A 13,223-nucleotide genomic window follows, 5' to 3' on the forward strand; every position below is an offset into this window, starting at 1 on the left:
TCGGCTCTCATTTACCCATAGCAAGCTGAACACTCTTCCGGGGTGAAACTATCCGTCCCTTGTCGATTAGCAACGTGTTGGTTACCGGCTTCTAGCCCCATCAAATAACCGATGTCGAGCAACGAACGATTTCGCGTGAGGCGCTTAACCGGGAAGTCTTCTGGTGGCGCGATCACTCGAATCTTAGCGTCACTTGGTGGGAAACGGATAAACTCCAACGCTTCGTTATACCGAGTCGCACGTGTCTTTAATGTTTCCGCGACTTTCGGGTTATCAGATAAAAGACGCTTCATGATCCAATGGCTTGATGACTCTGGCATGTTGTAGCTCAATGGGTGAGACAAGATCACTGTGATATCGCGAGCCCCACGGCGATACGCTTCTTTCACTGGAATAGAATCCGCTACCGCGCCATCAGTGTAGCAGCCGCCCGAAAAACAAGGTGTTTGCTTGTACGCGACAGGCAGTGCTGTGGTTGCCTCCATCACATCTGGCATGTTGTCTGGCGTTACTCGAAAGTAATTCGCCAACCCAGATTCAATATCCGTGGTCGCTGCGTAGAACGGGATATTATTGAAGAGAGTTTTGGAATCTAGCGGAAAGGCCTGCAGCGAAGTATCGCTCAGCCATCTTACGTCAGTAAGGTTACCACCTTTAGCAAAGCGACCTAGATTATAGAACTCCTTCGATACACCGAGCTGAGTAATGATCTGGTAACTGCGCTTCTTCTGTTTGGACAAGTAGCCAAGCAAGTTTGAAGCACCAGCGGACACACCAATCGCAAAATCAAAGGGTTGGTGTTCTTGTTCAATAAAGGCGTCCATGACTCCTGCGGCGAAGATACCTCGCATTGCTCCACCTTCAACCACTAACGCTGTACTACTCATTTCTGCTACTCGTTTACTTAAAACCTTCCTCTATAATAATGAGTGCGAACAATAGGTGATATTCGATTATTTTTATTACTTTGATAGGTGATACCTAACAACACTTACCAAAAAACAAATATCAAAAAACAAATACCAAACAACCGCCAAAAGGCGGTTGCTGTAGGGGATGTTTGTTCAGACCTTATTTACGTAAGTGCAGCAGCTTTAACTTGTCTTCATCAAGCATAGCAAGCTCAGACTTAAGAAAGTTTCCTAACTCTTGTTGCTTAAACTTAGTATGACCAGAAGCATACTCAGTGACATCAAGGTTCAGTGTGTGCTCATGCTCGTCCATAACCGGAGTCAGCCCGGCAGGCTCATGGTTCCATAGAGTGCCTGCTTTGTAGACGCTCCTAAGCACGTAATCTTTGGTCGACATACAGTTGATCAATTTAAGATCTGAATGCTTTTCGAGCAACTCTTCCCATTGCTCATCTTCACTGGATACCGCTCCTGCAAATACATACGCTACTGACACTAAATTTGGTGTTGTTAGTTCATTGAGGGTATGTCGAACAATACGCCCACCGAGAGAGTGCCCCATAAGAATACAGTTCTCGAACTCTTTATGCTGCTCTAGGTAGCTTGATAATGCGAGCGCAACGTGGCGGGTTTCGTTGAACGAAGTTTTCCAATGTCCCATCACTTTGTCGACCAGATAAGCACCGGCTGTCGCGATCATGCCTAATAAGTTGCTACGCGCCATCAGCATAGCGGCAAAGCCTATTTTTCCGTGCCCTGTCGGGATAATTGGAACAACACCCTTATCAAAGATCATATCTTTGAGGTTGCCCGCCTTCCACTTGACCTGAATAACTTGATTGTCGGGATAGAGGTTATCAACGACTTCAAGCCAATCTTGCGCCGACTCTTCTTTTTCGCTCATGAATCCATTGATGACGAATACGGCAGGTAAACTGCCTTCTCGTACCTTTATCAGCTCACAAGATGGTGTGCTTCGTGGTGTTAAATCATCAGCAGTCAGTTCGCTGAGTGAATCTTTTAAGCTCTTAACTAGGGCATTCACATCAAACCCTGGGATGACGGCTTTAAACTTATTCAGCATTACTTATCACCCCTATTCGTTCTTTTACTCTTACCTTGAAACTGCTTGATACTCTTCTTATTCTGAGTACGACGATTTGCCTTTTTGTCACGTGGAGCGCGTTTACTCTCGCCCGTTGAAGGTTTGTCAGTCACTGGAAAACCCTCTAGTTCATTGACCGGAAGCTCTCGCTCAGTCAATGTGCGAATCGCGTTAAGAGCATCCATCTCGGCATGACATACCAAAGATAACGCAATACCCTGCTTGCCTGCCCGAGCGGTACGACCAACACGATGAACATACGTTTCCGCATACGCTGGTAGTTCATAGTTCACCACTACTGGCAATTGTTTTATATCAATACCTCGGGCCAGCAGATCGGTCGCAATCAACACATTGATCTTGCCAGATTTGAAATCCTCTAAGGTCTGTTCACGCTCATCCTGGGATTTATTGCCATGCAGTGCTGCCGTTGCCACGCCTACTTTGGTCAGCTTTTTAGTGAGCTTATCTGCATTGTCTTTCGCTCCAATGAACACTAAAGCTTGCTTCCATTGATATTGCTCGATCAGAGCAATTAGAGCATTAGGCTTACTACCTTTGTTCACTAAATATAGAGTTTCTGCGACCTTTTGGTTCACACTGTTTTCTTGATGAGCAGTAATCTGCTGTGGATTGTTTAGCAGCAATTGAGCTTTTTCTTTTAGCTCTTGTGAGAACGTTGCAGAGAACATCGCGGTTTGACGCGATTTAGAGGTTTGCTCAGCTATGGTTCGAACATCGTTCCAGAATCCCATATCCAACAATCGATCCGCTTCATCCAACACCAAATGCTGAACCTTGGAAAGATTCACAACACCTTCATTAACCAAATCCAACAAACGCCCCGCCGTAGCAACCACAACCTCTGGTTGGTTCAACAGTTGTTGTTTCTGATCCTCTTTATCGATACCACCACATAAACTTAAAACGTTTAACGCCAAAGCCGATGCGACATCAGATAATGCATTCGTGACTTGCATAGCCAGCTCGCGTGTTGGTACCAACACCAAGGCTCGGAGACTCGATTCATCAGCTTGTTGAGTTTTTAACAATTGCAGGATAGGTAATCCGTAGGCCAACGTCTTACCACTGCCTGTATTTGCCATCGCAATCACATCATCGTTCTTCAGCAGCGCAGGTATCGCTAATGTTTGGATATCCGTTGGCTTAGTAACGTTTTTAGGGAGGGCTTGAATCAACTCAGCGCGTAATGAAAGAGAACGAAAAGACATGATGGATAAACCTTACAAAGTGAACAAAGCCAGATCTGCTAATGCAAATCTGGCTTGAAACATAAGGTGGTATTAGAGCAGGTGTCTAACGATGGTTCAACAAAGTTTCGATCTCTAGAACAATCACTTCAGAGTATTTGTTTGGTATTAGTTGATCAATCCAAATGCCCTTGGCAGTGCCAAACTGATTTCTGGAATGAACGTAATGGCCAACAAGGTCACAATCAATACTGCACAGAACGGCAAGATGGACTTAATCACACTCTCTATTTTTGCCCCACTAACGCTACAACCCACGAACAAAGCCGTACCAACTGGAGGCGTGGCGATGCCGATGCATAGATTGAAGATTATCATCATGGCAAAGTGGATTGGGTGCATCCCTAATTGGGTCGCAATCGGCATAAAGATCGGTGTAAATATCAATACCGCAGGCGTTAAGTCCATAAACATGCCGACGATTAGCAAGATCACATTCATCAAAATAAAGATAATGATTGGATTATCCGAAATCGACAGCATCCATTCACTTATCATGCTTGGCAGACCAGTAAATGCCATTGCCCAAGACATGATGGTAGAGGCGCCAATCAAGAACAACATAATGCCGGTAATTTCAGCCGTTTCGACACAAATGGTTTTCAACGTTGGAATGTTCAAATTACGATACGAAAGGGCAAGGAAAAACGCGTACAGCACCGCGATACACGCGCCTTCCGTTGCAGTAAACACACCACCAATGATGCCGCCGATAACCACTATCACAAGACCAAGGCTAGGGATAGCACGCCAAGTCGTGGTCAGCGCTTCTTTTACCGATATCTTGCGAGTTTCCGCTCGATAACCGCGTTTCTTTGCAATGAAATAAGCCACCACCATACAACTCAATCCCATCAAAATACCGGGTACGTAACCTGCGATGAACAGGGCAGCAATCGATGTTCCCCCGCTCACCACAGAGAAAACAATCAAAGAGTTACTAGGAGGAATCAAAAGACCTGATGGACAAGACGCAACATTCACTGCCGTTGAAAAAGAGCGATCATAGCCCTCTTTCTCAAGCTCTGGTTCCAAGGTTTTCCCTACTGCCGCCGCCGCTGCAACAGCGGAACCGGATACCGATCCAAACAGCATATTCGCAATAACGTTCACGTGGGAAAGTGAGCCAGGCATGCTACCAACTAAGAGTTTTGCAAAGTCGACTAAACGCGTCGCAATTCCCCCTCGGTTCATGATGTTTCCGGCAAGAATAAAGAAAGGTATCGCCAATAAGCTAAAACTGTCGATACCGGTGATTATCTTTTGCCCTGCCGTCATAAAAGCAACATTGGTCGGCAAAATGGTGCACATAATCACAAGAGAAGACATCGCTATTGCGATCGCGATAGGGATACTCAGCGCGATCATCAACATAAAGAGGCATAACAGCCAAAAACCAATTGAAATATCCATTGCCTACCCTCTCTCTGCAGTTTCTTCGATGGTGAATAGTTCAAGTGTGTTCAAAACGATGTAGATAGACATGAGTACACCCGAGATTGGCAAAATAAAGTAGACGTATGCCATTGGGATTTGCAATGCAGGAGAGAATTGCATCATGGTACGACTAATCAGTTGCAAGCCACCTTTAATCATCGCAAGATTGATGAAAACCAATGCCACTAAGTTAATGAACAAATAGCCATACTTACGGTATTTTTTATTGATCGAACCGATGAAAAGAGTGATGGCTAAATGGCCATTTTTTCCGAACAAATAACTCGCTCCAAACAGACCAAACCAGATCATGGTATAGCGAGCTAACTCATCGGTAAAAGAACTTGGGTCGTTTAAAACATATCGGCTGAAAACTTGCCACGTTACCGTAATCACAAGCGTGACGATAGCGACACCGCAGAAGCAAAGAACACCCTTGTCTATCAGGTGTTTTACGTTATGAATAGTTCTGTACATAAGAGCAACTTCCTTTAAGCCCAAATGAGCTTTCCTTCCGAGGAAGGAAAGCTGTTACTGCTGGTTTATCATTACAGAGCTTCAATTGCTTCGATGTAGTAATTAAGGACAGGATCTTGTTTTGCAGTAGTGATCATAGGCTTCACTTTCTCGACAAACTGCTCCTTCTCAACGTCGACAAATGTCACGCCTAGATCTTTCGCCACTTCCATATTACGGGTGTCGATTTCAGCCCAAATTTTGATCTCTTCTTCCATTGATTCCAAAGCCGCTTCTTTGACAATTTTCTTCTCGTCTTCATTCAAGCTGCCCCAAGTCGTTTCAGAGATCATGATCAAGTCAGGCGTAATCATGTGTTGGTCCATAGAGTAGAACTTCGCTACTTCTGAGTGCTTCATTTCAACCAGACTCGAGATGTTATTCTCTGCGGCGTCAATCACGCCTTGTTGAAGCGCGGTATACACCTCCGTGAACGGTACTGGAGTCGCTCTCGCACCAAGTAGTCGAATCATTTCCATCATGGTTGGAGACTCTGGGACTCGAACTTTCAGACCCGCTAGGTCTTCTGGGGTTTTGATTGGTTTAGAGCTGTAAAAACTGCGTGAGCCAGAGTCATAGAATGTCAAACCAACGAAGCCTTTACCTTGACTTGATTGCAGCATTTTTTCCGCTGCGTCACTGCGGATAAACTCATGCATATGGTCTGCACTGCGGAATAGGAATGGAATTGAAATCGCTTTGTAGGTTGGTTCAAAAGATTCAGCAAGCGAGCCATTGATCTTCGCCATATCAATAGCACCAGTAACCACTTGCTCAGCCTGATCACGCTCAGAACCTAGCATACCATTCGGGAAAATCTTAACGCTCATCTCGCCGTTGGATTTTTCCTTAACCTTTTCAGCAAATATCGTCATACCAGCGTGAGCGGCACTTTCAACATTCATCGCATGGCCAAGAGTGAGTGTTCTTGCATTTGCACCAAAAGCAAGTAGTACAGAGGCAGCAGTAAGGGTAAGTAGAGTCTTCTTCATGTTCTTCTCCAGAATCATTGTTATCGAGGGTTGTGATACTTTTAATTACCAGAGCTCGTGTCGAAGACGTTCAGATCAAATGAGTTTTCAACCAGCCCTGGTTTCCGTGTACTCATTCTCTTCAGTTATTCTTATCACCAGTAACTAGTAATACAATATCTCAAATATCCTCTTGTGCTGTACGGCACAAAAACTCGTTGTATAGAGCTGTTAAATGTGACGTGTCGCATATTGGAGCAAATTGAGAACGTCACCCAATGGTCACAAACCAGTCAAAATAATGATAAAAATAGCCATAATGGAGAAAAAACGCGCTAGAAAAATAATTTCAATGTCTAAGTGTTAAGAATTATAAATCAAAAAGTGCAAGTATCATCAGGAGTTCGTTGCCTATACCCCTTGAGGAAAAAGGATTACTTGTATGATTTAAATGGCGACATTCACTGCGATTGAAATATTAAAAAGCCACAGTGCATAACACTGTGGCTCTCAAAAATTGTAGCAAGATTCTATCTAGTGAATCGCTAACTCTCGTTTAGATTTTACCAACTAGGTCTAAAGAAGGTGCTAGTGTTTCTTCGCCTTCTTTCCATTTAGCTGGGCAAACTTCACCTGGGTTAGCCGCTACGTATTGAGCTGCTTTCACTTTACGCATTAGATCTTCAGCATCACGGCCGATGCCTTCTGCTGTGATTTCCATCGCTTGAATCACGCCTTCTGGGTCCACTAGGAATGTAGCACGGTCTGCAAGGCCTTGGCCTTCACGCATTACACCAAAGTTGTTTGTGATTGTGCCCGTTTGGTCACCTACCATGTAGTAGTTGATTTTACCGATTGTGTCCGAGCTGTCGTGCCATGCTTTGTGAGTGAAATGCGTATCCGTTGATACTGAGTACACCTCTACGCCACGGCTTTGAAGCTCTTCGTAATGGTCTGCAAGGTCACCAAGTTCAGTTGGACAAACGAAAGTAAAATCTGCTGGGTAAAAGAAGAAGACTGCCCACTTACCTTTCACGTCTTGCTCTGTGATTTCTACAAAGTCGCCGTTTTTAAATGCTGTTGCGTTGAATGGTTTGATTTCTGTGTTGATCATGATTTTACTCTCTCAATATTGTGTGCCCATCACTCTGATAAGCACTTAGTTCGATGCGCTATCCCGCGCTGTTGAGGTAATAATGCGTGATCAAGTTTGATAGTTGAAATCGTACATTCCTATCACTTTAGTAGGCAAAATCTATCAAAAAAAGTGCCCCCTGAATTAGGAGGCACTTAACGGTATGGAAAGATGTAGGATAAAGGTAAATTTAAATACAACTATAAGAAGGTTAAAAAAAGTTCTAGTTATAATTAATTTATTTGCTGATTAATTATCATTACTTATATCAGCTAGTAGCATGGGTTCGGCAACTGTCATACCTGTGTAGACAGTAATCATAGCTAGCAGTGCAAACATGGTGTATTTAGCAGCAATGATAGACAATCCTATAATATTGATCACGTTATTCATAATTTAGCACCCTTTTAGTTATTTCTTTAGTACGCCACTATATTAACACGTCGAGGTTATTTTCTTATATAAACAAAGGATCGTACCGATCATATAAAAACAATTAATTAGTACAATAGAGACTTCACTTGATTTACATCATCAGTGCATCATTTTTATCATGCTTAACCTCTCAAAAATATCTAACAAAAGTCATTAAATACAGCATCATATGGTTAGCTACAATATAGTAATAACAATAGATACATTTCTTGAATATCTAATAAAAATGGAATTAATTAAGTTACAAAGATAATATTAACGATGATATAATCACTAGTTCACCTTCAATAAAGATCACAGAAATATTTTGCTTTGATATTTCAGTTCGATATTTCGTTATAAACTTTCAACACGGTTCAACAAATATCAACACCGAAAGTAATAATCTTTCGGTGTTGAATATTATGTTCAGCTATGAAATTAAGATTAAGATGGAAAAACTAAGTAGAATATTGCGTTGTGGTGAACTCTACACCGTTGTATTGTTTAGATAATTTGGTTTTGGCTTTCTTGCGTTTGCGCCGTTTTACAGGGTGAGGTTGAGGAGTGCTATCTTCAATAGCCTTGGCGTGCTCTTTGGCTGAGCGTAAGAATTTTTCAGACTTCATAGCCTGTTTTCGGAGAGCATTGATTCGCTCTAGACGGTCTTTCAGCATAAATCACCTCCCGGTTCCCAATGCTAATTGACACTTTAATTATAGCACTTTCATTGGGTTAAGGAGTGATCTCGACTCACAATCAAATATCAAGAATGCTCGCTGATAAAAAATCACTAAAAAGCGCCTAACAATAAGGCGCTGTAATTATCATTCAAATCGAGTTGGTCGCTTAGTTCATTGGAACAACTTTATAGTCATAAATCGTCACAGAGCCGTGCTCGTCAATAGATACCTGCCACGTCTCGTTTACATTAAGCTCGATAGACTCGCCTTTCATCATAGAGTCTTCATAAGTGTCTGCTTTTAAAAGAATACGTAGCTCAAGTTGGTAGCCCTTATCTGAAGATTTCAGCTCAAACTGCTCTACATCGTGAATGCAGTTGGGTTTGAACGTTGATCGTGCTACTGCATACCAGTCTTTGAATCCTGCATGACCTTTAAACTCCCCTTCTGGCATTGTCATCACAACGTCTTCAGAGAGCGACTCTAGGAAGAAAGCATCGCTCTCTGGCAGTACATCAAACTGTGCGAACCACAGAGAAACGAACTTTCGCAGGCGACTTTCGTCTGATTCGGTCACCTTATGGATCTCTTTTATCAAACGTACAGAGTGATCTTTAGCACGCGCTTGTACATCTTCTAGCTCATTGTATACATTCGGAATGTACACCATACGATGCGTGTACACGGGTTTGTGGTAATTCATTCCCGCTAGGTAAGCAGTCTGCTGAAGTGGGAAAACAAACTGTTCGATCGTAAAGTGGTTGTAACCTAATGGGTCATAAGACTCTTCTGGACCACCAACCGTGAACGAAAGGAAGAAGTCTTTGCCCTTTAGCTTGTCACCTTCTGGGCCGTAGGCGAAATTAAAGCTCATTACGTCATCAATCCACTTTTTCATCAAAGCTGGAACTGAATACCAGTAAAATGGGAACTGAAGCACGATAACGTCTGCATCGATAAGTGCAGCTTGCTCAGCTTCAACATCAATATTGTAGTCTGGGTACAGTGTGTCTAAACGACGAACAGACACATTCTCTAACTGCGACTGCAATGTATCGATGATTACAGTGTTAGTGAATGACTCTTCTAAGTTTGGGTGACCAGAAATAACAACAGTCTTGCTCATAATAAAATCTCTACATTGCGTCTGAGTTGATGAGCACATAATAAGCGCGAGTAGATTTAAGTTTTAGAGGCTAAATATCTAAATAACTATTAGGAAAAAGCTAACAATAGACTACAATCACTCAAGATCAGAACGACGAGCGAAGAAGATGAAAGGCGCGACCTACAACCAATTGACCATGTTCCATGCGATTGTTCGTGAAGGCTCTATCTCCGGTGCGGCACGACACCTAGAAGTCGCCCCACCTTCTGTTAGCCAGGCGTTGAAAACACTCGAAACCCAACTTGGCCTACCTTTATTTACACGCACAACAAGGCGAGTGGAACTCACCGAAGCAGGCCAACTTCTATTTGATAAGACCGTAGATGCTATCAGTGACCTAACTTCCGCCGTCGAAAGCGTTGCGGATCTCAGTCGAACCCCTTCAGGACGCGTTTCAATCACGGTTCCACGTTTTGTCTATCAATACTTAATAAGCCCGATCTACGCAGAATTTTGTACCCTCTACCCTGAAATCCAGTTAGAGATATCGATCTCTGATGGTACGGTCGATATTCTACGCGATGGGCTCGATCTTGGTATTCGCTTTGGTGACAAGGTCGAAGAAGGGATGATAGCAAAACGTCTCACTCCCGAGCTTAAGGAAGCGCTGTTTGCATCCCCTGCTTATATTGAGAAGTTTGGAAACCCAACAGAGATAAGTCAGTTGAGCCAACATAAATTGATTCAATACCGTTTTGTTACCTCTAACCAGATCGCCCAATTGCCCATGGTGGATAACGGACATATCGTCAATACAGACATCCCAACAGCAATGGTCGTAAATGATACCGACATCATGATCGATGCTGCGAAAAAAGGGTTAGGCATAGGTCGCTTGGTAACACCTATGGTTCAAGCCGAACTCGATTCAGGAAAGTTAGTGCCCATTCTAGAGAAACACTGGCACTCCGTTGCAGGCCTTTATCTGTACTTCCATAAAAATTCACAGAAGGCACGCCGAGTTAGGGTGCTGATCGACTTCCTTTACGAGAAGGTTCTCGAACAACGCTAATGTAGTTGCTTATGGTTTTTGGCTTAGCAGGTTACTAAAAGTTAACTACTTGTAAGCCGGTAACTAAGGGTCTACATTGAATCTTGCATTTCAAACAGAGACTTAAGATTTAGGAGTTATGATGGGTACTTCAATCAAGCTAAAAGCAGGCGATAAATTTCCTCACCTAACTGCAACAAAATTGGACGGCTCAAGTGTCACTCTTGGTGAGCCACAAGGAGAAGCGACTTGGCAAGCGGTGTTCGTATATCGCGGTAAGCACTGTCCACTCTGTACGCGTTACCTGAACGAGCTAGAAACCTATAAACAAGCTTTTGCTGATGCAGGGGTCGATATCCTAGCGGTGTCGGGTGATTCGAAAGCACAACTTGAGGCACACCTAGAGCAATTGGAAATAAGCTTCCCTATTGCTTACGGTCTTACTGAAGAGCAAATGAAAACGCTGGGTGTTTACATTTCATTACCACGTTCAGAAAAAGAGACGGACCACAACTTTGCAGAGCCGGGGCTGTTTGTTGTCAACGAAGAGGGCAACCTTCACGTAGTAGACCTATCAAACAACCCATTTGTACGCCCTGAGCTTGGGGCTCTAACTCGTGGCTTGGCATGGATCCGCGATCCAAACAACCACTACCCTATCCGCGGTACTTTAGACTACTAAATATCTCAGATGACAAACATAAAATAGCGATGGCTTTCTTGCCATCGCTACTTGCTCATTTTTGTTCCTCAGCGATTAATCCCACTCAGGCGCTAAGCTTTCAGAGTTTGCTTCACGGCTATTGCAGTCAAGAGCATCAATTCGCGTCATTTCCTCTTGTGTCAGAATCAATTCTGCAGCTTTAAGATTACTCTCCAAGTTTTCACGCTTGGTTGATGATGGAATGATCGCAAAACCTTTCTGTAGCGCCCATGCAAGCGTCACTTGTGCAGCCGTTGCACCACGCTCATTTGCAATGGCGATGATCGTTTCATCCTTCAAAACCTTACCGTAGGCTAGCGTCATATAAGACGTCAGCTGTACACCTTGCTCTTGCATAAACTGAGCGAGTTTACGGTTCTGCAAATATGGGCTTAACTCAACCTGGTTCGTTGCAATATGCTCCATACCAATCGCATCACCCGCTTCTTTTAGCAGCGCAATCGTAAAGTTAGACACTCCAATTTCTTTAGTCAGACCGAGCTCTTTTGCTTTTAGCAGTTCAGGCATGTATTCCGCGATGTCTGTACCCGGACCTGGCCAGTGAACCAGAGTCAGATCGACGTAGTCCATATCAAGCTTTTCTAGGCTCTCTTTAAGACTTGGAATAAGGTCATTTTTGTTAAGCTTATCAACCCAAACCTTAGTCGTAACGTAAAGCTCTTCGCGAGCAATACCACTTTCTCGAATCGCTTGACCCACTTCAGCTTCGTTGCCATAAATCTGCGCAGTATCAATCGCACGATAGCCGACTTCTAACGCATTCTTCACGGAGTCGATGACGACCTGCTCTTTTAAACGAAACGTACCGACACCAAACGCTGGAACTGTCATATTTGTCTACTCCCGACATCATTATTATTAAGATCTATTGACCTAGGTACCAACAGGCTAAACCTTACACCTCTCGTTGACTAGAAATCGATATCACAAAAAAACAGATCGGGATGAAACTAACACTAATTGCATTAAGAAGGCTTTCCTCTAACATTGATATTCAAAGGGTAAGCAGAGAAAACAACGCCTAGCATCAAATTATCACTTATCTCAAGAGTATTGAATGACCTGCCTAACTCACTGTATGTGCATATTCCACAATGACTTTATTGCCTTCGATATAGGCTCGTTGGATCTCACCATCAATGGTCATCGAACTTTTTAAGTAAACCACCTTTGGTGCTGTTTCACTGCCAGCCATTAGAGATGGGATGAACTGCTTCGGCTCTACCTGCATCAACTGACAAAACTGACTAACAAACCCCATAGACAAGGGTGTCATCCCTCTAAGAATTGAGGAGAAATCGAGCTGAGAAAGGCCAAGGCGTTTTGCCACCTCCATCTGCGTTAGGCGCATTTTAGCTTTCTGTGACATCCACATTTGATATAACGCTTGTGTGTCTTGAGGTGTAAATTCCATACTTAAAACCCTGTCAATGTATTGGTGAACTATTGCTACAGTGCAATTTTCCGGTTTAACGAAAACACCATGTCAAAGAACAGTGAACTTTATTTTAGAGTTTGGTTTTTACGCACAAATGAGTCATTCACTTCGCTTCACTTACCTCTGCCGATCTACTCGTTCTTCTAACAATTCGCCTCCGAATAGCTTCAGACCTGCTCGACCATCCTTATTAAAGGTTAAAGTACATACAGAATGACTCACTACTAATTAACGGGATGGTATATTTATTAGGAAGGGGATAACTACTGAGGTATAGAGATGCGCTTAAACAAAAGGCAATGTAAACTCAAACAATACGCTCGCTCTAATGGGCAGTATGAGCTTGGTAGCACCAACACTATTAGGCTCCAACTCACACAATTAACTACGCAATGATATTCCTGCAGTGCAATTCTTAAATGACAAGAAGTCACTTCTCTTCATATCACCGTTCGGTTA

General features: G+C 43.2%; 14 protein-coding genes. 2 read left to right on the forward strand and 12 right to left on the reverse strand.

The genetic code is table 11. The annotated features are described in order from the left end of the window. Positions 1-11: 11 nt before the first annotated feature. From DPF91_RS02010 to DPF91_RS02050, 10 genes are all read right to left on the reverse strand, one after another. The gene (locus DPF91_RS02010) at positions 12-887 is read right to left on the reverse strand and encodes a patatin-like phospholipase family protein (protein WP_117232758.1); all 876 of its coding nucleotides are present in this window, start codon (positions 885-887) and stop codon (positions 12-14) included. 184 nt (positions 888-1,071) lie between these two features. Continuing rightward, on the reverse strand, positions 1,072-1,995 hold the full coding sequence (locus DPF91_RS02015) for a DUF726 domain-containing protein (protein ID WP_117232759.1): 924 nt from the start codon (positions 1,993-1,995) through the stop codon (positions 1,072-1,074). Further along, entirely contained in the window at positions 1,995-3,248 is a 1,254-nt protein-coding gene (locus DPF91_RS02020; RefSeq protein WP_117232760.1) for a DEAD/DEAH box helicase, read from the reverse strand. The genes DPF91_RS02015 and DPF91_RS02020 overlap by 1 nt, the downstream gene beginning before the upstream one ends. Positions 3,249-3,395: 147 nt before the next feature. After that, positions 3,396-4,700 (reverse strand): TRAP transporter large permease, encoded by a 1,305-nt coding sequence (locus tag DPF91_RS02025; protein WP_117232761.1) that lies wholly within the window; start codon positions 4,698-4,700, stop codon positions 3,396-3,398. 3 nt (positions 4,701-4,703) lie between these two features. Next, positions 4,704-5,201: a TRAP transporter small permease gene (locus DPF91_RS02030; RefSeq protein ID WP_117232762.1), complete on the reverse strand. Its 498-nt coding sequence runs from the start codon at positions 5,199-5,201 to the stop codon at positions 4,704-4,706. Positions 5,202-5,272: 71 nt separating this feature from the next. Continuing rightward, positions 5,273-6,232: a TRAP transporter substrate-binding protein gene (locus tag DPF91_RS02035; protein WP_117232763.1), complete on the reverse strand. Its 960-nt coding sequence runs from the start codon at positions 6,230-6,232 to the stop codon at positions 5,273-5,275. Positions 6,233-6,767: 535 nt separating this feature from the next. Continuing rightward, positions 6,768-7,325 (reverse strand): alkyl hydroperoxide reductase subunit C, encoded by a 558-nt coding sequence (gene ahpC, locus DPF91_RS02040; protein ID WP_117232764.1) that lies wholly within the window; start codon positions 7,323-7,325, stop codon positions 6,768-6,770. 270 nt (positions 7,326-7,595) lie between these two features. Then, positions 7,596-7,739 (reverse strand): hypothetical protein, encoded by a 144-nt coding sequence (locus DPF91_RS21990; protein WP_164683993.1) that lies wholly within the window; start codon positions 7,737-7,739, stop codon positions 7,596-7,598. 482 nt (positions 7,740-8,221) lie between these two features. Beyond that, positions 8,222-8,437: a hypothetical protein gene (locus tag DPF91_RS02045; RefSeq protein ID WP_117232765.1), complete on the reverse strand. Its 216-nt coding sequence runs from the start codon at positions 8,435-8,437 to the stop codon at positions 8,222-8,224. Between the two features lie 172 nt (positions 8,438-8,609). Beyond that, entirely contained in the window at positions 8,610-9,569 is a 960-nt protein-coding gene (locus tag DPF91_RS02050) for an NAD(P)H-dependent oxidoreductase (protein ID WP_117232766.1), read from the reverse strand. 148 nt (positions 9,570-9,717) lie between these two features. On the opposite strand from DPF91_RS02050, the gene DPF91_RS02055 reads away from it, so the two are divergent. Both DPF91_RS02055 and DPF91_RS02060 read left to right on the forward strand, forming a co-directional pair. After that, complete coding sequence (locus DPF91_RS02055; RefSeq protein ID WP_117232767.1) at positions 9,718-10,623, forward strand: LysR family transcriptional regulator; 906 nt, start codon at positions 9,718-9,720, stop codon at positions 10,621-10,623. Positions 10,624-10,744: 121 nt separating this feature from the next. Continuing rightward, entirely contained in the window at positions 10,745-11,284 is a 540-nt protein-coding gene (locus tag DPF91_RS02060) for a peroxiredoxin family protein (protein WP_117232768.1), read from the forward strand. A gap of 75 nt (positions 11,285-11,359) precedes the next feature. On the opposite strand, the gene dkgB is transcribed toward DPF91_RS02060, so the two are convergent. Then, positions 11,360-12,157 (reverse strand): 2,5-didehydrogluconate reductase DkgB, encoded by a 798-nt coding sequence (gene dkgB, locus DPF91_RS02065; RefSeq protein WP_117232769.1) that lies wholly within the window; start codon positions 12,155-12,157, stop codon positions 11,360-11,362. A 235-nt stretch (positions 12,158-12,392) separates the two neighbouring features. After that, positions 12,393-12,740: a helix-turn-helix domain-containing protein gene (locus DPF91_RS02070; protein ID WP_117232770.1), complete on the reverse strand. Its 348-nt coding sequence runs from the start codon at positions 12,738-12,740 to the stop codon at positions 12,393-12,395. Between the last annotated feature and the right edge of the window lie 483 nt (positions 12,741-13,223).

It is taken from the genome of Vibrio maerlii, from assembly GCF_003415655.1.
GTDB lineage: Bacteria > Pseudomonadota > Gammaproteobacteria > Enterobacterales > Vibrionaceae > Vibrio > Vibrio maerlii.

Excerpts from the sequence above, each read along its gene's own strand:
- DPF91_RS02010 (WP_117232758.1), bottom strand. The coding sequence starts at position 887 with ATGAGTAGTACAGCGTTAGTGGTTGAAGGTGGAGCAATGCGAGGTATC.
- DPF91_RS02015 (WP_117232759.1), bottom strand. The coding sequence starts at position 1,995 with ATGCTGAATAAGTTTAAAGCCGTCATCCCAGGGTTTGATGTGAATGCC.
- DPF91_RS02020 (WP_117232760.1), bottom strand. The coding sequence starts at position 3,248 with ATGTCTTTTCGTTCTCTTTCATTACGCGCTGAGTTGATTCAAGCCCTC.
- DPF91_RS02025 (WP_117232761.1), bottom strand. The coding sequence starts at position 4,700 with ATGGATATTTCAATTGGTTTTTGGCTGTTATGCCTCTTTATGTTGATG.
- DPF91_RS02030 (WP_117232762.1), bottom strand. The coding sequence starts at position 5,201 with ATGTACAGAACTATTCATAACGTAAAACACCTGATAGACAAGGGTGTT.
- DPF91_RS02035 (WP_117232763.1), bottom strand. The coding sequence starts at position 6,232 with ATGAAGAAGACTCTACTTACCCTTACTGCTGCCTCTGTACTACTTGCT.
- ahpC (WP_117232764.1), bottom strand. The coding sequence starts at position 7,325 with ATGATCAACACAGAAATCAAACCATTCAACGCAACAGCATTTAAAAAC.
- DPF91_RS21990 (WP_164683993.1), bottom strand. The coding sequence starts at position 7,739 with ATGAATAACGTGATCAATATTATAGGATTGTCTATCATTGCTGCTAAA.
- DPF91_RS02045 (WP_117232765.1), bottom strand. The coding sequence starts at position 8,437 with ATGCTGAAAGACCGTCTAGAGCGAATCAATGCTCTCCGAAAACAGGCT.
- DPF91_RS02050 (WP_117232766.1), bottom strand. The coding sequence starts at position 9,569 with ATGAGCAAGACTGTTGTTATTTCTGGTCACCCAAACTTAGAAGAGTCA.
- DPF91_RS02055 (WP_117232767.1), top strand. The coding sequence starts at position 9,718 with ATGAAAGGCGCGACCTACAACCAATTGACCATGTTCCATGCGATTGTT.
- DPF91_RS02060 (WP_117232768.1), top strand. The coding sequence starts at position 10,745 with ATGGGTACTTCAATCAAGCTAAAAGCAGGCGATAAATTTCCTCACCTA.
- dkgB (WP_117232769.1), bottom strand. The coding sequence starts at position 12,157 with ATGACAGTTCCAGCGTTTGGTGTCGGTACGTTTCGTTTAAAAGAGCAG.
- DPF91_RS02070 (WP_117232770.1), bottom strand. The coding sequence starts at position 12,740 with ATGGAATTTACACCTCAAGACACACAAGCGTTATATCAAATGTGGATG.